The organism is Bradyrhizobium sp. USDA 10063, assembly GCF_054063735.1.
The window spans coordinates 5374850-5391890 of sequence record NZ_JBSSGP010000002.1 but is presented as its reverse complement, the minus strand read 5'-3'; the positions used below and the strand labels follow the sequence as shown (position 1 = coordinate 5391890).

The following is a 17041-nucleotide window of genomic DNA, read 5'->3' as shown; positions in this document are numbered from 1 at the left end:
CCCGGCAGCGTTTTCTTTGCTAGCCCGTTGTGGCGATAACAAAATCCTACGGCCGGCCAATGGCGGGCCACTTCCGGGAAGCAAACGTGCCAAAGACCATCGAGGAACCCGCGCGGCGCGTGCCGATCCATGGCGAATATGAAGTCGCGGTGCTCGGCGGCGGGCCCGCCGGGATCGCGGCGGCGGTTGCCGCGGCGCGTGCCGGACGGCGGACGCTCCTGATCGAGCGCTACGGCTTTCTTGGCGGCATGGGCACGGCTGCGGGCGTGACCAATTTTTGCGGGCTCCACGCCAATGTCTACGGCGGAGCGCATCGGGTGGTGCAGGGCATCGCCTCCGATCTGCTTGACCGAATCGATCGCCTCAACGGGCTGAACAAGCCGCATCTGATCCTCGGCAAGATCCTGGCGCAGGCCTATGACACCGCGGCCTACAAGATCGCGGCTGACGATCTCTTGGCGAGCCACAGGGTCGACATCCTTTTCCACGCGCTCGGTGCCGGCGTGGTGATGGATGACGAGACGCGCATCGGCGCGCTGATGGTCGAGACTAAGGCCGGCCGGCAGGCGGTGCTGGCCAACATCTTCATCGATTGCTCCGGTGACGGCGATCTCGCCGCCTGGGCCGGCGCACCGTTCGAGGTCGGCGATATCAAGGGCAGCATGCTCTATCCTTCCATGATGTTTCGTCTCAACGGCATCGATCCGGAAAAAGCCGGCGACGCCTGGCGGACGATACCGGCGCTGATGGAAAATGCGGAGGGTGCCGGCACCCACAAATTTCCGCGCAAGGCCGCGATCGTGCGGCCGCAGCGCTCTCCGGTCGAATGGCGGGTGAACTTCACCCAGCTCGCGCGCGCGGACGGCACCGCCATCAATGGTCTAGAGCCCGACGACCTTACCCGCGGCGAAATCGAGGGCCGCCGCCAGGCGATCCAGGCGTTCGAATTCCTGCGCACAGTGCCGGGCTTCGAGAACTCCTACATCGTCGACCTGCCGCCGCAGCTCGGCATCCGCGAGACAAGGCGCGTGATCGGCGGCTATCAGCTCAGCGGCGAAGATGTGCTCGGCTGTGCCTCGTTTGCGGATTCCATCGGCGTTAATGGCTGGCCGATCGAGGCGCATGTCGCGGGCGATGTCATCTTCAAGTTCCCACCGATCCCGGAATCGCGCGGCTTCAACGAACTGCCCTATCGCATGCTGGTGCCTGAGCGGGTCGATAATCTCCTCATCGCCGGGCGCTGCGCCTCGATGACCCATGAGGGACAGTCGGCGGCACGCGTTTCCGGGGCCTGCTTTGCGATGGGTGAAGCGGCAGGCTCGGCCGCCGCGCTCGCGCTGTCTGGCAATACCAAGCCACGCGACATCGCGGTAGAACGACTGCAACAGGGACTGAAAGCGCAGGGCGCCTTCATCGGGCGCGACCAGAAAGTTCCTGCCGGATTATGAGGAGGACGCGGATGAAGGGTTTTGTGCGGCTCGCGCTTGCGGGCCTGCTGGCACTGACGGCGAGCGGGATCGCGCGGGCCGATGAGCTGCTGAAAGCCAGGATCGGCGTGCTCCGGCTGTCATCCTCGGCGCCGGTGTTCATTGCGCAGGACAAGGGCTATTTCCGTGAGGCCGGGCTCGATGTCGAATTGAAATTCTTCGATGCGGCGCAGCCGATCGCAGTCGCCACCACCTCGGGCGATGTCGATTTCGGTGTCACAGCCTTCACGGCCGGGCTCTACAATCTCGCCGGCAAGGGCACGCTGAAGGTGATCGGCGGCATGAGCCGCGAGAAGGCTGGCTATCCGCTGATCGGCTATTTCGCTTCCAACAACGCCTATGCGGCCGGGCTGAAGACGCCGAAGGACCTTGCGGGCAAGCGCGTGGCGGTGACGCAGGTCGGCTCCAGCTTTCATTATTCGCTCGGCCTGCTCGCCGACAAATACGGCTTCAAGCTGTCGGACGTGAAGGTGGTGCCGCTGCAATCGCTCTCGAACGCGGCCGCCGCGCTGAAGGGCGAGACCGTCGATGCCGCGCTGCTGCCGGCCTCGACCGCGCGCCCGCTGATGGAGACTGGCGGTGCCAAGCTCCTTGGCTGGGTCGGCGACGAGACGCCATGGCAGCTCGGCGCGGTGTTCGCTTCGCCCAAAACGCTCACGAACAAGACTCTGGTGACGAAACTGCTTGCGGCGTTGGTCAAGGCCGACCACGAATATCACGACGTGATCCTCGCCGCGATCAAGGACGGCAAGGCGCCGATCGACGAGAAGACCAAGCCCCTGCTCGACATCATCGCCAAATACACCAATTTGCCGGTCGAGCAGGTGGTTGGCAATTGCGCCTATGTCGATCCCGACGGCAAGCTCGACGTCAAGAACGTCGCCAACCAGATTTCCTGGCTGCAGGAGCAGGGTTTCGTCGACAAGGGTTTTGACGCGGATGGCATCCTCGCGAAGGAATATGTGAAGCCGGATTGAGGTAGGTCGGATAGATTGGGGTCTCATGGTTCGAGACGCGCGGCGAGCCGCGCTCCTCACCATGAGGAGATAGAGTAACGCGTAGGCTGCTGTCACCCCTCATGGTGAGGAGCCGCGCAGCGGCGTCTCGAACCATGAGGCCCCACCGCCCGCCCGACCTTGAGCGAAAACACAGATGGACTTAATCGCCGACCATATCAGCCACCGCTTCGACACGCTCGACGTGCTAGACGACGTCTCGTTCACGGTGCGCACGGGCGAGGTGGTTGCGATTGTCGGACCCTCCGGCTGCGGCAAGAGCACGCTGCTCTCGATCCTCGGCGGCCTGTTGCGACCGAGCGGTGGCGCGGCCGAGCTGCGCGGTGCGCCGCCGAAGGACAGCCTCAATCCGCTGACATTCGTGTTCCAGGACTTTGCGCTGCTGCCCTGGTGCACGGTGGAGGAAAACGTCGCGTTCCCGCTCGAGCACACGGCGCTCGGTGCAGCGGAGCGCCGCGGCATCGTTGGCGACGCGTTGCGCCGCACCGGCCTGTCGGAATTTCGTGGCACCTATCCGAAGCAGCTCTCCGGCGGCATGCGCCAGCGCGTCGGCATTGCGCGGGCGCTGGCGGTGAAGCCGGCAATCCTCTTGATGGACGAGCCGCTGTCGGCGCTGGATTCGCAGACACGCGAACTGCTGATGGAGGATTTCGTGCGCCTGCTTGCCGACGGCGCGATGGGCGCGGTCTATGTCACGCATAATCTGGAGGAAGCGGTGCGGCTTGCCGACCGCATCGTGGTGCTGTCGCGCCGCCCCGGGCGTATCCGCAAGGTGGTTCCGATCGCGATGACGCGGACCGAGCGCGGCGACAGGAGCGCGCGTGAAAGGCTCTTGGCGTTGCAGGACGAGCTGTGGTCGCTGATCCGCGAGGAGGCGATCGACGCCGAGCGCGAGGTCCAGCATGCTTGAGCGCGCGCCATCAGAGACACCGTCCGACATCGACACCAAGTCGCGGCCGGTCGAGTTTCGCGGCGCCGGCTTCACACCGAGCACCGGTCGCGCCTCCGGCTGGATCGCGCTCGCCCTTGTCATCACGCTGTGGCAACTCGCGGGCGGCGCCGGTTGGGTCAATCCGCTGTTCCTGCCGACGCCGTCGGCGATCGCGGTCGCGACCTACAAGCTCGCGATGTCAGGCGCGCTCTGGCAGCATCTCGGCTGGTCGGTGATGCGGATCGGCACCGGCTGGCTGCTCGGCACGGTGGCCGGCGTCATCGTCGGCTTCGCGATCGGCCTGTCGACGCTGGCGCGCGGCGTCGGCATCACCTTCATCTCCGCGCTGTTTCCGATCCCGAAGATCGCGCTGCTGCCGCTGTTGATCCTCTGGCTCGGAATCGGCGAAGAGCCCAAGATTGCCACCATTGCGCTCGGGGTGTTCTTCTCCACCGCGATCTCGGTCTATAGCGGCGTCGATGCGGTGCCGCGCAATCTGATCCGCATGGCGCAGAGCTTCAACGTGCCGTTCCATGCCATCGTGCGTCGCGTGATCTGGCCGGGCGCACTGCCTTCGATCCTGGCCGGCTTCCGCATCACCGCATCCGTCGCGCTGTTACTGGTGGTGAGTGCCGAAATGATCGGCGCGCAGTACGGTATCGGCGCGTTCGTGCTGCAGGCCGGAAACCTGATGCAGACTGATCAGTTGCTCGCAGGCGTCGTAATCCTGTCGCTGTTCGGATTGGCGGTCGGGAAGCTGATCAATCTGTTAGAGGCGAGATTGCTGCACTGGCGGTAAGTGGTGCCACAAACTCGACGTCGTCCCGGGCTTGACCCGGGACCCATAACCACAGGCCTGTGTGATGTGCTCCGCCGCAACCGCTTGCTCGCGCCACAACAACTGCCTGTGGTTATGGGTCCCTGCTTTCGCAGGGACGACAGGATCTTACGCTTTGCCCACCCTACAATTCGCGCCAAATCTCACGCATTCCCGCGGTCTTCGCGGAACAGGTCGAGCTTCTGCTGCACCGGACGGTCGGAGAAGCTGAACAGCACCGAATCCGTGTCCGCCTCATGCGTGACCCAGTGCCAGCTCGGCACCACGAACAGATCGCGCGGGCCCCATTCGAACGTCTGCTCGCCAACCCTGGTGCGGCCCTTGCCCTCGATTGCGGCGAACACGGTGGCATCGGTTGAGCGATAGCGCGCGGTCTTGAATCCCTTAGGGACGAGCTGGATGAAGGTGCCGATGGTCGGCATCGCGTAGTCGCCGGTCTCGGGGTTGGAGAATTTCAGCTTCAGGCCGTGGCAGGCGTCCCATTCGTCGCGCGCCTTGGCCTGCTCCAGCGCCTCGCGGGTGTAGCTGTAGGGATAGTTGAAGATCGGCGACGTCTTCGAGGCTCGCTTCTGGTCGACCGGCAGCAAATTATGGCCATAGCGCGCAAAGCTGTCGCCGGCGGGTTTTGTGATCTGCTGCTGGTCCTCCTTCGCGCCTTCGGCGAAGGAGGCGTCGAAGAATTGCACCATGGGGATGTCGAGCCCGTCGAGCCAGAACATCGGCTCGTTGGTCTCGTTGGAATGGTCGTGCCAGGTCATCGACGGCGTGATCACGAAATCGCCGGGCGACATCGCGGTCCGCTCGCCATCGACGGACGTATAAGCGCCCTTGCCTTCGAGCACGAAGCGCAGCGCCGACTGGCTGTGGCGGTGAGCCGGGGCGATATCGCCGGGCACCACCATCTGCACGCCCGCAAACAGCGACGTCGTGATCTTCGATTGTCCGCGCAGGCCGGGGTTTTCCAGGACCAGCACCCGCCGCTCGGCTTCCTTGGCCGAAATCAGCTTGCCCGCTTCGTTCATGTAGTCGCGGATCTGGTCGAACTTCCAGAGGTGCGGGCGGCAGGCGCTCCTCGGCTCCGGCGTGATCAAATCGTTCATCACGTTCCAGAGCGCGGAAAGATTTTCGCCGTCGATCTTCTTATAGAACGCCTCGCGCTCCGGCGTCTTCTGCACCGCTTCCATGGCAGGCCTCCCGTCCATTTCTGTCTTGTTCGCTGATTGACAGCATACTTACAATACGGCTAGCGTCAACATTAGCAAGGTCAGAAAAGACGAGGGGAGGTTCCGATGAAGCTGCATGGCTACTTCCGCAGCAGTGCGTCCTATCGGGTGCGGATCGCGCTGAACCTGAAGGGGCTCACGGTTGAGCACCTGCCGCACCACCTTCGCAAAGGCGAACAATGCGCTCCTGCCTATCTCGCGATCAATCCGCAAGGGCTGGTGCCGACATTGGAAAGCGACGCGGGCGCGATCCTGACCCAGTCGCTCGCCATCATTGAATGGCTCGACGAAACTCACCCCGCACCGCCGCTATTGCCAAAGGATTCGCTGCAGCGCGCAAAAGTTCGCGCCTTCGCGCAGGCCATCGCCTGCGACACCCATCCGGTGCAGAATTTGAAGGTGCTGGCGCGATTGCGGCAGCTTGGCCTGCCGGAAGAGAAAGTCACGGAGTGGGCGGCCTGGGCCAACCGCGAGGGGCTTTCGGCCTGCGAGATATTGGCTGCGGGCGAAGCCGGCCCGTTCTGCTTTGGCGCCGTTCCGACGCTGGCCGATCTTTGCCTGGTGCCGCAGCTTGCCAATGCGCGGCGCTTCGGCGTCGATGTCACCGCTTTTCCGCGGCTGCTCAAGGCCGAAGCCGCGGCCCAGGAAATGAAGGCGTTTGCCGACGCCGCCCCGGACAAGCAAGTCGATGCCGAACAATAGCAAGCAAACTCCTGTGACCATGGACGCGGTTTATACCGCGCCCGGCTATCTGTTCCGGCGGATGCAGCAGATCGCGGTCTCGATTTTTGTCGAGGAGTGCAGCGCGTACGACCTGACGCCGGTACAATATGCCTCGCTGATCGCGATCCACACTCATCCCGGCATCGATGCGACGCGCCTGTCCGCGGTGATCGCGTTCGACCGCTCCACGCTCGGCAACGTGATCGAGCGGCTTGAATCCAAGGGCTTGATCGAGCGCAAGCCTGGTTCCGAGGATAAGCGCGTCAAGCTGCTTACCATCACCAAACAGGGCGCTTCGCTGCTGCGCGAGATCATGCCCGCGGTCGACCGCGCGCAAGCGCGGATGCTGCAGCCGCTCAAGCCTTCCGACCGCAAGACATTGATGGCGCTGCTCGCGCAGCTCGTCGATCTCAACAACGAGGCCTCGCGCGTGCCGCTGCGCGCCGAGGATGCCCTCGAACATCTCGGGAAATCGGGCTGATGGCAACGGACAACTTGCCTGTCCTGATCGCAGGTGGCGGCATCGGCGGCCTGGCGGCGGCGCTCGGACTCGCGCAGAAGGGCATCCGCTCGATCCTGCTGGAAAAAGCCGCCGCGCTCGGCGAGATCGGCGCCGGTATCCAGCTCGGCCCGAACGCGTTCCATGCCTTCGACTATCTCGGCGTCGGCGAGGCCGCGCGGCGCATGGCCGTCTATATCGACCAGCTCCGCCTGATGGATGCGCTCACCGCCGAAGAGATCACCCATGTCGACCTGCGCGAGCCGTTCCGTGTCAGGTTCGGCAATCCCTATGCGGTGGTGCATCGCGGTGATCTCCACGGCGTATTCCTGCGCGCCTGCCGCGAGCATGAATTGATCGAGCTGCGCGTCAGCAGCGAGGTGAGCGGTTACGAGCAGGACGGCGCCTCGGTCACCGCGCACCTCGCCACTGGCGAGCGCGTCACCGGCCGGCTCCTGATCGGGGCCGATGGCTTATGGTCGAACATCCGCAAGCAGGTCACATCGGACGGGCCGCCGCGCGTGTCCGGCCACACCACCTACCGTTCGGTGATCCCGACCGAACGGATGCCGGAGGATCTGCGCTGGAACGCGGCGACGCTGTGGGCCGGGCCGAAGTGCCACATCGTGCATTATCCGCTGTCGGACTGGAAGGTATTCAATCTCGTCGTCACCTACCACAACGACGCGCCGGAGCCGGTCGCGGGAAAGCCTGTCAGCGATGAAGAGGTGATGCAAGGCTTTCGGCACGTCCATGCGCGTGCGCAAAGCATCATCCGTCACGGCAAGAACTGGCGGCTCTGGGTGTTGTGCGACCGCGATCCGAACGAGCGCTGGATTGACGGCCGCGTCGCGCTGCTTGGCGATGCCGCGCATCCGATGCTGCAATATTTCGCGCAAGGCGCCTGCCAGGCGATGGAGGATGCGGTGTGCCTGTCGCACATGCTGTCGCACCATGACGACCACGCAGTGGCGCTCGAGCATTACCGTGCACAACGCTTCCCGCGCACCGCGCGCGTGCAATTGTGGTCGCGCGCGATCGGCGAGCATATCTATCACCCCGCCGGCGACCACGCCCGCCTCCGCAACGCCATCATGAGCGCGAAGAGTTCGGAGGATTACTACGCCGATCTCGCCTGGCTCTATGGCGGCACGGGGTTGAACGCGTAAAGAATGCTGTCGTCCCGGCCAAGCGAAGCGCGAGCCGGGACCTATAACCACGAATGTGGGTTGGGGAGAAAGGCTGGAGCGGCGGTGTTGTGTAACAACAAACACCTGTGGTTATGGGTCCCGGGTCAAGCCCGGGACGGCAGCCAGTTTGGTGCAGCGATATGCATCACATTCTCATCACCGCCTGCCGGTCGATCTTGCCCGTTCCGGTCTTCGGCAATTCGTCGATGAACTTGATCTCGCGCGGATATTTGTAGGGCAGCAGTGTTGCTTTCACGTAATCCTGCAACCGCTTCGCTGTCTCCTCCGCATTGAACGCGCGGTCGTTCATCACCACGACCGCCTTCAGCGTCATGCGTCTATCAGGCAGTTCGGCAGCGAACACGGCGCATTCGCGCACGTCGGGATGATCGGCGAGGCAGAGCTCGACCTCCAGCGGGTAGACCCATTGGCCCGATATCTTGATCAGGTCGTCGGCGCGGCCGCGGAAGAAGTGGAAGCCGTCGCCGTCGCGGACGAAGCGGTCGCCGGTGTAGATCCAGCCGCCCTCGCGCACGGTCTCGGCGGTCTTGTCCGGACGGTTCCAGTAGAGCGGCGTGTTGGAATCGCCGCGCACCCACAAAATGCCTTCCTCATTGTCGGCGACTTCGCGGCCGTCCTTGTCGCGCAGCAGGATTTCGTAGCCGGGGACGCGCATGCCTGCGGCGCCCAGCTTCTTCCTGTCCGCGCGATTGCAGAGATAGATGTGCAGCACCTCGGTCGAGCCGAGGCCTTCGATGATCTCGAGCCCGGTCAGTGCCTTCCAGCCGTTGAACACGTCGGCGGAGAGCACCTCTGCGGCCGAGATCGCCATGCGCAGCGAGGAGAAATCGGCCTGAGCCGCACCATCGGCCTTGGTCAGCGAGGTGTAGAGCGTCGGCAGGCCGAAGAACACGGTCGGACGATACTGCCCGATCGCCGCGAAGATCGATGCCGGCTTCGGCTGGCCGGGCAACAGCAGCGTGGCGGCACCGACCGAGAAGGGGAAGGTGATGGAATTGCCGAAGCCATAGGCGAAGAAAATCTTCGGTACCGAGAAGCAGATATCGCCAGGTATCAGCTTCAGCACGTTGCGGGAGAACGCCTGCTCGCTATAGGCCATGTCGTGGTGCAGATGCACGATGCCTTTCGGACGGCCGGTCGAGCCGGAGGAGTACATCCAGAACGCCATCTCGTTGCGGTGAGTGTCGGCCTCCGTGATCTCGGTCGGAAAACGCGGCAGCCATTCATCGGCCAGGAGCGCCTGCGGCGCGGCATGCCCACAGGCCGCGCCATTGACCGCGATCAGTGTTTTCAGCGGCGTGTCCTTGCAGGCCTCAGTGTTGAAGCGCGAGCAGAACTCGGCGTCGACAACCGCGACTGATGCGCTCGCGTCCGAAAGATAGAATTGCAGCAGGTCGGGCGGCGTCAGCGTATTGATGAGAAGCGGTACGAAGCCGGCGCGGACAGCGCCGAAGAACGCCGCCGGATAGGCCGGGGTGTCGTCGAGGAACAACAGGATCCGGTCGCCGCGCTTCAGGCCCAGCGAGGCGAAGCCATGGCCCCAGCGCGCGGCCTCGGCACAGAGTTCGCGGTAGGTCCGCTGTCCCGCCGGGCCGGTCAGCGCCGTCAGGTCACCGCGGCCCTGCGCGAGATTGTCGAACAGGATGCGGCTTGCGTTGTAGCGCTCGGGGAGCGCAAAGCCGATCTCGCGCACGCCCGGACTGTCTGATGGTACCTGGTCGGCGATCTCGGTCATGACTTGCTCCTCGACGCCTCATAGCCTGCCATGAAGTTCGGCGACATCGCGCGCAACCGCGCGTCGTCGATCCGTCCCGAACGGGTGATGTAGCTGAAGGCAAAATCCATCAGGTCGAGCTTCATGTGCTCGGGAAATTTTTCGTACCAGTCGGCGCTGGTGCGCGCCGCCGTGACCAATTTCTTCACGATCGGCTTGCGTTCGGCTTCGTAGCGGTGGAGGGCGGTGGAGACATGCGCTTCAGCTTCGAGCGCCTTCGTCAGCGCGATCGCGTCCTCGATCGCAAGGCGGGTGCCGGAGCCGATCGAGAAATGTGCCGAGTGCAGGGCGTCGCCGATCAGCACCATGTTCTTGAACGACCAGTGCTCGTTCCAGATCCACGGGAAATTGCGCCACACCGACTTGTTCGAGACCAGGGGCTGCCCGCCGAGCGTCTCGGCAAACACCTCTTCGCACACGGCCTTGGAATGCTCGGCGTCCTTGCTGGCAAAGCCGTAGGCGTGCCAGGTCGCACGGTCACACTCCACCAGGAACGTGCTCATGGTGGGTGAATAGCGATAGTGATGGGCGTTGAAGGCGCCGCGTTCGGTCTTGACGAAGGTCTGCGACAGCGTCTCGAACCGCTTCGGCGTGCCGTACCAGGCGAACTTGTTTGACGAATAGGACAGCGAGGTGCCGAAATCGCCCTCGAAGCTTCGGCGCACCAGCGAGTTCAGCCCGTCCGCCGCGACAATCAGATCGTAATCCTTGAGTTCGTCGACGGACTGGATCATCCTGTCGAACCGCGGAGTGACACCGACCGCGCGGACGCGCTCCTGCAACAAAGAGAGCAGCGCAAGCCGCCCGATCGAGGAGAAGCCGACGCCGTCGATCTCGGCGCTCTCCCCGCGCAGGTTGAGCGTGATGTTCTTCCAGCTCTCCATGTTCGGCGCGATGGCGTCGACCGTCTCGGGGTCGTCGGCGCGCAGGAATTCCAGCGCCTGGTCCGAGAACACGACGCCGAAGCCCCAGGTCGCACCGGCCGGGTTCTGCTCGAACAGTTCGACGACCGCGTCCGGATGTCGCCGCTTCCAGAGATAGGCGAAATAGAGGCCGCCGGGACCTCCGCCGATCACGGCGATACGCACGATGTTCCTCCCGATTGACAGTGTACTTACGATTTTGCGCCTAGACTATCCGCGAGACGGGCGAGGCGCCACCGGAAAGTTTGGGTTCTGCCGTGGCCGGAACGCACCCGGCCAGCGCGAGAGTTCCCGCTCAGACGCAGCGGCGCACCCTGACGCCGTCAACCACGACCCAGCGGCAGGCGGCCGCGACCGGCTTGCGGACAACGACGGCGCCGCGATAGCCGGCGCAGCCGGCGCGATTGACGCCGCGGGCGCAGACAACCGCGTTGGCATCTGATGCCTCGAAGGTCAGGGTCGCAGCGAAGGAAATTATGGCGGCTGCCATCAGCAGAAATGCACGCATGACTCTCTCCCATATTGGTTGGTGATCGAAGGCAGTTTGGAGTTTTCTCGTCATTATTGTTTGATGGATCGGCAATCGTTGAATGCAGGGGGAAATAATGTCTGAGATCAGGACCAGATGGCTTGCTTTCTATGCTGGCTATGTCGAGCCGGCTTCCAAGGAAATATTCTCGCATGTCGAGAAGATGATCATCGGCACCTTGATCGTCTCGGCCGGCGCGCATGTCTCGAGCGACGAGCCGGCGATCGAACTGTTCGGCTATCTGCGTCACGGCCTGATCGGCCGCGGCGTCGTATTGTTCGGCGTGATCCTGCTCCTGCTCAATTTCATTGACGGGCTCTACAAGCTCGCCAGATTGAATTGGCATGCCGCGTATCAGATCGTGATGTCGCTCGCTTACATCGCGCTGTCGGTCAGGCTCATTCAGCTCATTCTCGCGTTTCGCGGCGAGTAGCCGCCGGTCGCCGCGGCTCACCGCGCCGCGAACTGTCCCAGCACGTCCTTGCAGGCGGGCGACAGCGACGCCGCATTGGAGGCGAGGCACTGCACGATCCGGCCGCCTCCCGGTGCAACGCCGCCACATAGCGAGCGCACGTCGGCGCCGCAGGCCGACCGCGCGACGAACAGCTCTTCGCGCGGGCGCAAGGGCCGCAGCACGATCGCTGGTGCAGCAGGCGCCGCCGCCGGCGCGGCAGCCGCAGCAGTGGAGCCGCCGCCTGCTGCGGGTGCCGCATCGCCGCCTGCTGCCGCAACCGCCTCACCGCAACCAGGCGAGAGCCTCGCCTTGTTCTTCTCAAGGCATTTCAGCGCGGGCGCACCGCCGGTCGGCACGCCAGGGCAGAACTTCTGATAGTCGGTGCGGCAGGCGCTGCGGATCGCGGAAACCTGCGCCTCGCTCGGCTGCGGCCTGGCTTGCGTGGCGGCCGCTTTCGACTTCGGTGCGGTGGTTGGCGTCGGCGACGTCTCCGTCTTGGCCGCGGCTGGAGCCGCGTCGGGCTTGGGCGCCGTCTCCGCCTTCGGGGCGGCCGGAGCTTCCACGGCGCGTACCGCGCCGGCGCAACTCGCTGATAGACTCGACATGTTCTTCTGCAGGCATTGCAGCGAAGCCTCGCCACCGGGCGGAATGCTGGAACAATGCGCCATGTAATCGCTGCGGCATTGCGACTTGACCGCCTCACGCTGCGCCTCGCTCGGCGCCTGCGCCAGGGCAGCGGTTGCGAACAGCGCGATGGAAAATGGCACGGCGCGGCCGCACGCGCGCTTCAATGTCTTGATCATGGAAGCAAACCTTTTGTTGTCGACGGAAGCCGCCGCTTCAACCGAAGTTTCATTCCCGCGAAGTTCGTTCTTGCGAAGGTCGTTATTGAAAGGGTCTGGTACAGCAATCTTGGCGAGCGGTATCATTTTCTGTTTCGGGTTCCACTGCAAGCCAATTGTTGCTATGGATTGAGTGCGGCTGCCTTCTCCAGATGAGCGCCTCTTTGCGAGGTAAATCGAACTGGTGCACGGAAATGAAGCTTGCGCGTCCATCGGCCTGTTGCGGATTGAACGATGGCGTGCGGCCGGCTGTCACGCCGCTGTTACGCATCGGCTTCCTGCTGTCCGCTTTCGTCGGCTTAAGCGGCTGCGAGCAGAATACTTTCGTTCCGCCGCCGCCGCCAAAGGTGGAGGTTGCGCTTCCGGTGCAGCGCAGCATCACGCGTTTCCTGGAGACGACCGGCAACACCGCGCCGGTCAAGAGCGTTGACCTGGTAGCGCGCGTTCAGGGCTTTCTGCAGTCGATCAATTATCAGGACGGCACCTTCGTCAAGCAAGGCACCACGCTGTTCACCATCGAGCCTGAAACCTACAGGTTGAAGCTTGAGCAGGCGAAGGCGGCGGAGGTCGGCGCGCAGGCGACGCTGAAGCAGTCTGAGACCGATTTCAAGCGCCAGGTCGATCTGGTGCAGCGACAGGCCGTCTCGCAGGCGACACTCGATACGTCGACGGCGACGCGCGACAACGCGCAGGCCAGTCTGCAGCAGGCGCAAGCCAATACCCGGATCGCGGAGGTCAATTACGGCTACACCAACGTAGCGGCGCCGTTCGACGGCATCGTCAGCGCGCATCTGGTTACGGTCGGCGAGCTCGTCGGCGTGTCCTCGCCGACGCAGCTTGCCACCATCGTCCAACTCGATCCGATCTGGGTCAATTTCAACGTCAACGAACAGGACGTGCTGCGCATCCGCGAGGAGGCGAGGCGGCGCGGCCTCTCCGTGGCCGAGCTGCGTCAGTTGCCGGTCGAGGTCGGCCTGCAGACCGAGACCGGCTATCCGCACAAGGGCAAGCTCGACTACATCTCGCCGACCCTCAACCAGTCGACCGGCACGCTGCCGGTGCGTGGCATCTTCGACAACCCCGACCGCACGCTGCTGCCGGGCTTCTTTGTCCGCGTCCGCGTGCCCTATGACCAGCAGAAGGATGCGCTGCTGGTGCTCGATATCGCGCTCGGCAGCGACCAGGCCGGTCGCTATGTGCTGGTCGTCAACGCTGACAACGTGGTCGAGCAGCGCAAGGTGCAGGCCGGACAGCTCGAAGGCGAATTGCGCGTCATCGAGAGCGGGCTGAAGCCGGACGACCGCATCGTCATCGCCGGATTGCTGCGCGCGATCCCCGGCCAGAAGGTCGATCCGCAACTGCAGAAGATCGAAGCCTCCGCATCGGCGAAGTGAGGGGCGGCCATGATCTCGAAATTCTTCATCGAGCGGCCGGTCCTTTCCAACGTCATCGCAATCCTGATGATCCTGATCGGCGGCGTGGCGCTGCTCAACCTGCCGGTCGCGCAATATCCTGATGTGGTGCCGCCGACCGTGCAGGTGACGACCCGCTATCCTGGCGCGTCCGCCAAGACCGTGATCGACACCGTGGCGCTGCCGATCGAGCAGCAGGTCAATGGCGTCGAGGACATGCTCTATATGCAGTCCTACAGCGGCGCCGACGGCACCTACACGCTGACGGTCACCTTCAAGATCGGCACCGATCTCAACTTCGCGCAGGTGCTGGTGCAGAACCGGGTGTCGAGCGCGCTGTCGCAATTGCCGCAGTCGGTGCAGAGCCAGGGCGTCACGGTGCAGAAGCGGTCGACCTCGATCCTGCTGTTCGTGACGCTGACCTCGCCGAACAAGACCTATGACAGCCTGTTTCTCTCCAACTACGCCACCATCAATATCAGGGACGAGCTGTCGCGGCTGTCGGGCGTCGGCAACGTCACGGTGTTTGGTGCCGGCCAATATTCGATGCGGGTCTGGCTCGATCCGAACCAGTTGCAGGCGCGCGGTCTGGTGCCGCAGGACGTCATCCAGGCGATCCAGCAGCAGAGCCAGCAGGTCACCGCAGGGCAGGTCGGCATGCCGCCGACGCCACCCGGCCAGGCGTTCCAGTACACGTTGAACGTCGCCGGCCGGCTGGATGACACGAGCCAGTTCGAGAACATCATCGTCAAGACCGGCAATGTCGGCGACGTCACCCGCGTCCGCGACGTCGGCTGGGTCGAACTGGGCGCCCAGACCTACAGCCAGATCTTTTCGCTCAACAACAAGCCCTCCACCGGCATCGGCGTGTTCCTGTCGCCCGGCGCCAACGCGCTCGAGGTCGAGAAGGCGGTGGAGAAGAAGATGGCGGAACTGGCCAAACAGTTTCCGCAGGACATCAAATACGACACACCGTTCGATACCACCATCTTCGTCCAGGCCTCGATCGACGAGGTCTACAAGACGCTGATCGAGGCCGGCCTGTTGGTGCTGGTCGTGATCCTCGTCTTCCTGCAGGACTGGCGCGCGATGCTGGTTCCGGCAACCACTGTGCCGGTGACCATCATCGGCGCGTTCGCGGCGATGGCGGCGCTTGGCTTCTCCATCAATCTCTCGACGCTGTTTGCGATCGTGCTGGCGATCGGCATCGTGGTCGACGACGCCATCGTCGTGGTCGAGGGCGCCGCGCACAATATCGAGCGCGGCCTGTCCGGCCATGACGCGGCGATCACGGCGATGGACGAACTGTTCGCGCCGATCGTCGGCATCACGCTGGTCCTGATCTCGGTGTTCCTGCCGGCGGCGTTCCTGCCCGGCCTGACGGGGCGGATGTACGCGCAGTTCGCGCTGGTGATCGCCGCGACCGCGCTGCTCAGCGCCGTCAATGCCGCGACGTTGAAGCCGACGCAGTGCGCGCTGTGGCTGCGCCGGCCGGTGCCGCCGGAGCAGCGCAATTTCTTCTACCGCGGCTTCAATGCCGTCTATGATCGGCTGGAGCGTGGCTATGCGCGGCTGATCGGCGGCCTGGTCAGGCACAGCAACGTCTCGGTCATGGTCGCGCTGATCCTGATCGGGCTTGCCGGCTACGGCCTGTCGCGGGTGCCGACCGGCTTCATCCCGATCGAGGACCAGGGTTATCTCTTGGCCGCGGTGCAATTGCCCGACGGCGCGGCGCTCGACCGTACCCAGCGCGTGCTCGAGAGGGTCAGCGAGATGGCCGGCAAGTCGCCCGGCGTGCAGCAGGTCGTCTCCATCGCCGGCATCTCCGCGCTCGACAACAGTTCGAGCCTGGCGAATGCCGGGGTCGCCTATCTGATCCTGAAGGATTGGAGCCAGCGCGGGCCCGGCGAGGATTTGCGCTCTCTGGTGTTCGGGCTGAACGACAAGCTGGCCGAGATCGAGGAGGCGCGCATCCTGGTGATTCCGCCGCCGCCGATCCAGGGCATCGGCAATGCCGCCGGCTTCGCCATGCAGGTCGAATTGCGCGACGGCAATGCCGATTACGCCAAGCTGCAGGCGATCACGGGCGCGGTCGTCGCCAACGCGCAGACGCAGAGCGCGCTGCAGCGCGTCAGCTCTTCCTTCCGCTCCATGGTGCCGCAGTACGACGTCGAGATCGACCGGACCAAGACCCAGACGTTGAACGTCACGACCGACCAGATCTTCTCGACGCTGTCGTCCTATCTCGGCGCGAGCTACGTCAACCAGTTCAACAAGTTCGGCCGTACTTTCCAGGTCTATGTGCAGGCGGATTCGAAATTCCGCCTGAACCTGCGCGACATCCAGAACCTGATGGTGCGCAACAGCCAGGGGGAAATGATCCCGCTCGGCACCGTCGCCACGATCACGCCGTCAGTCGGGCCGTCGCTGATCAGCCTCTATAACCTCTATCCGTCCGCCTCCATCATCGGCCTGCCGGCGCAAGGCTACAGCTCGGGACAGTCGATGGCGCTGATGGAACAGATCGCCGCGAAGACGCTGCCGCCGGGCACGGGCTATGAATGGACGGCGATGTCGTATCAGGAGAAGGCGGTCACCAATCAGATCTATTACGTGTTCGGCCTCGCTTTGCTGCTGGTCTACCTGGTGCTGGCCGGTCAATATGAGAGCTGGTACGCGCCGATCTCGGTGTTACTGGCGGTGCCGCTCTCGTTGCTCGGCCCGATGCTGGTGCTGTCAGGTTTGCGGATCGACAACAATCTTTACACCCAGATCGGCATCATCCTCTTGATCGCGCTGTCGGCGAAGAATGCGATCCTGATCGTCGAGGTCGCACTCGAACATCACGTGCGCGACCGTGAACCGCTGATCGAGTCGGCGATCGCTGCAGCGCGTGCCAGGTTCCGCCCGATCCTGATGACGTCCTTTGCCTTCATCCTCGGCGTGGTGCCCCTGGTGCTCGCGACCGGCGCCGGCGCCAATGCGAGAAAGTCGATCGGCATCACCGTGTTCTCCGGCATGATCGCCTCGACCTGCCTCGCCGTGCTGTTCGTGCCCGCGTTCTTCGTCGTGGTCCAGCGCTTCGAGAACTGGCGCAAGTCGCGCAAGGCCAAGACGCCGGATACGCAAACCATCCCGCAGGCGCCGTAAGCCGTAGGGTGGGCAAAGCGAAGCGTGCC

The 17041-nt window shown here is 64.0% G+C and carries 15 protein-coding genes; 10 read left to right on the top strand and 5 right to left on the bottom strand.

Annotation, left to right across the window (positions count from 1 at the left end):
• Positions 1–59 precede the first annotated feature (59 nt).
• The 4 genes from ACVJGD_RS27630 to ACVJGD_RS27615 all read left to right on the top strand — a co-directional run bounded on the left by ACVJGD_RS27630 (position 60) and on the right by ACVJGD_RS27615 (position 4233).
• Positions 60–1448, top strand: coding sequence for an FAD-dependent oxidoreductase (locus ACVJGD_RS27630; RefSeq protein ID WP_456637198.1), 1389 nt, complete (start codon positions 60–62; stop codon positions 1446–1448).
• A gap of 11 nt (positions 1449–1459) precedes the next feature.
• Entirely contained in the window at positions 1460–2464 is a 1005-nt protein-coding gene (locus tag ACVJGD_RS27625) for an ABC transporter substrate-binding protein (protein WP_456637197.1), read from the top strand.
• A 175-nt stretch (positions 2465–2639) separates the two neighbouring features.
• Positions 2640–3413, top strand: coding sequence for an ABC transporter ATP-binding protein (locus ACVJGD_RS27620; protein ID WP_456637196.1), 774 nt, complete (start codon positions 2640–2642; stop codon positions 3411–3413).
• Positions 3406–4233 (top strand): ABC transporter permease, encoded by an 828-nt coding sequence (locus ACVJGD_RS27615; protein WP_456637195.1) that lies wholly within the window; start codon positions 3406–3408, stop codon positions 4231–4233. Before ACVJGD_RS27620 ends, ACVJGD_RS27615 begins: the two co-directional genes overlap by 8 nt.
• Positions 4234–4415: 182 nt before the next feature.
• Here the strand turns inward: ACVJGD_RS27615 and gtdA are convergent, their stop codons facing one another.
• Positions 4416–5456, bottom strand: coding sequence for a gentisate 1,2-dioxygenase (gtdA, locus tag ACVJGD_RS27610; RefSeq protein ID WP_456637194.1), 1041 nt, complete (start codon positions 5454–5456; stop codon positions 4416–4418).
• 105 nt (positions 5457–5561) lie between these two features.
• Between gtdA and maiA the strand changes: the two genes are divergently transcribed.
• From maiA to ACVJGD_RS27595, 3 genes are read left to right on the top strand one after another with little or no spacing between them, the layout of a single operon-like run.
• Complete coding sequence (gene maiA / locus ACVJGD_RS27605) at positions 5562–6197, top strand: maleylacetoacetate isomerase (RefSeq protein ID WP_456637193.1); 636 nt, start codon at positions 5562–5564, stop codon at positions 6195–6197.
• The gene (locus tag ACVJGD_RS27600; protein WP_456637192.1) at positions 6184–6699 is read left to right on the top strand and encodes a MarR family winged helix-turn-helix transcriptional regulator; all 516 of its coding nucleotides are present in this window, start codon (positions 6184–6186) and stop codon (positions 6697–6699) included. Before maiA ends, ACVJGD_RS27600 begins: the two co-directional genes overlap by 14 nt.
• A complete protein-coding gene (locus ACVJGD_RS27595; protein WP_456637191.1) occupies positions 6699–7886 on the top strand; it encodes a 3-hydroxybenzoate 6-monooxygenase in 1188 nt (395 codons plus the stop codon). The genes ACVJGD_RS27600 and ACVJGD_RS27595 overlap by 1 nt, the downstream gene beginning before the upstream one ends.
• A 166-nt stretch (positions 7887–8052) precedes the next feature.
• Here ACVJGD_RS27595 and ACVJGD_RS27590 read toward each other — a convergent pair whose 3' ends face one another.
• The 3 genes from ACVJGD_RS27590 to ACVJGD_RS27580 all read right to left on the bottom strand — a co-directional run bounded on the left by ACVJGD_RS27590 (position 8053) and on the right by ACVJGD_RS27580 (position 11133).
• Entirely contained in the window at positions 8053–9663 is a 1611-nt protein-coding gene (locus tag ACVJGD_RS27590; RefSeq protein ID WP_456637190.1) for a benzoate-CoA ligase family protein, read from the bottom strand.
• A complete protein-coding gene (locus ACVJGD_RS27585; protein WP_456637189.1) occupies positions 9660–10790 on the bottom strand; it encodes an FAD-dependent monooxygenase in 1131 nt (376 codons plus the stop codon). Before ACVJGD_RS27585 ends, ACVJGD_RS27590 begins: the two co-directional genes overlap by 4 nt.
• 130 nt (positions 10791–10920) lie before the next feature.
• The gene (locus ACVJGD_RS27580) at positions 10921–11133 is read right to left on the bottom strand and encodes a hypothetical protein (protein ID WP_456637188.1); all 213 of its coding nucleotides are present in this window, start codon (positions 11131–11133) and stop codon (positions 10921–10923) included.
• 97 nt (positions 11134–11230) lie between these two features.
• Between ACVJGD_RS27580 and ACVJGD_RS27575 the strand changes: the two genes are divergently transcribed.
• A complete protein-coding gene (locus ACVJGD_RS27575; RefSeq protein ID WP_456637187.1) occupies positions 11231–11587 on the top strand; it encodes a hypothetical protein in 357 nt (118 codons plus the stop codon).
• Positions 11588–11604: 17 nt separating this feature from the next.
• Here ACVJGD_RS27575 and ACVJGD_RS27570 read toward each other — a convergent pair whose 3' ends face one another.
• Entirely contained in the window at positions 11605–12411 is an 807-nt protein-coding gene (locus tag ACVJGD_RS27570) for a cysteine rich repeat-containing protein (RefSeq protein WP_456637186.1), read from the bottom strand.
• Positions 12412–12644: 233 nt separating this feature from the next.
• Here ACVJGD_RS27570 and ACVJGD_RS27565 point away from each other — a divergent pair, with 233 nt between their 5' ends.
• Both ACVJGD_RS27565 and ACVJGD_RS27560 read left to right on the top strand, forming a co-directional pair.
• On the top strand, positions 12645–13844 hold the full coding sequence (locus ACVJGD_RS27565; RefSeq protein WP_456637185.1) for an efflux RND transporter periplasmic adaptor subunit: 1200 nt from the start codon (positions 12645–12647) through the stop codon (positions 13842–13844).
• Positions 13845–13853: 9 nt separating this feature from the next.
• Complete coding sequence (locus ACVJGD_RS27560; protein ID WP_456637184.1) at positions 13854–17012, top strand: efflux RND transporter permease subunit; 3159 nt, start codon at positions 13854–13856, stop codon at positions 17010–17012.
• The last annotated feature ends 29 nt before the right edge of the window (positions 17013–17041 follow it).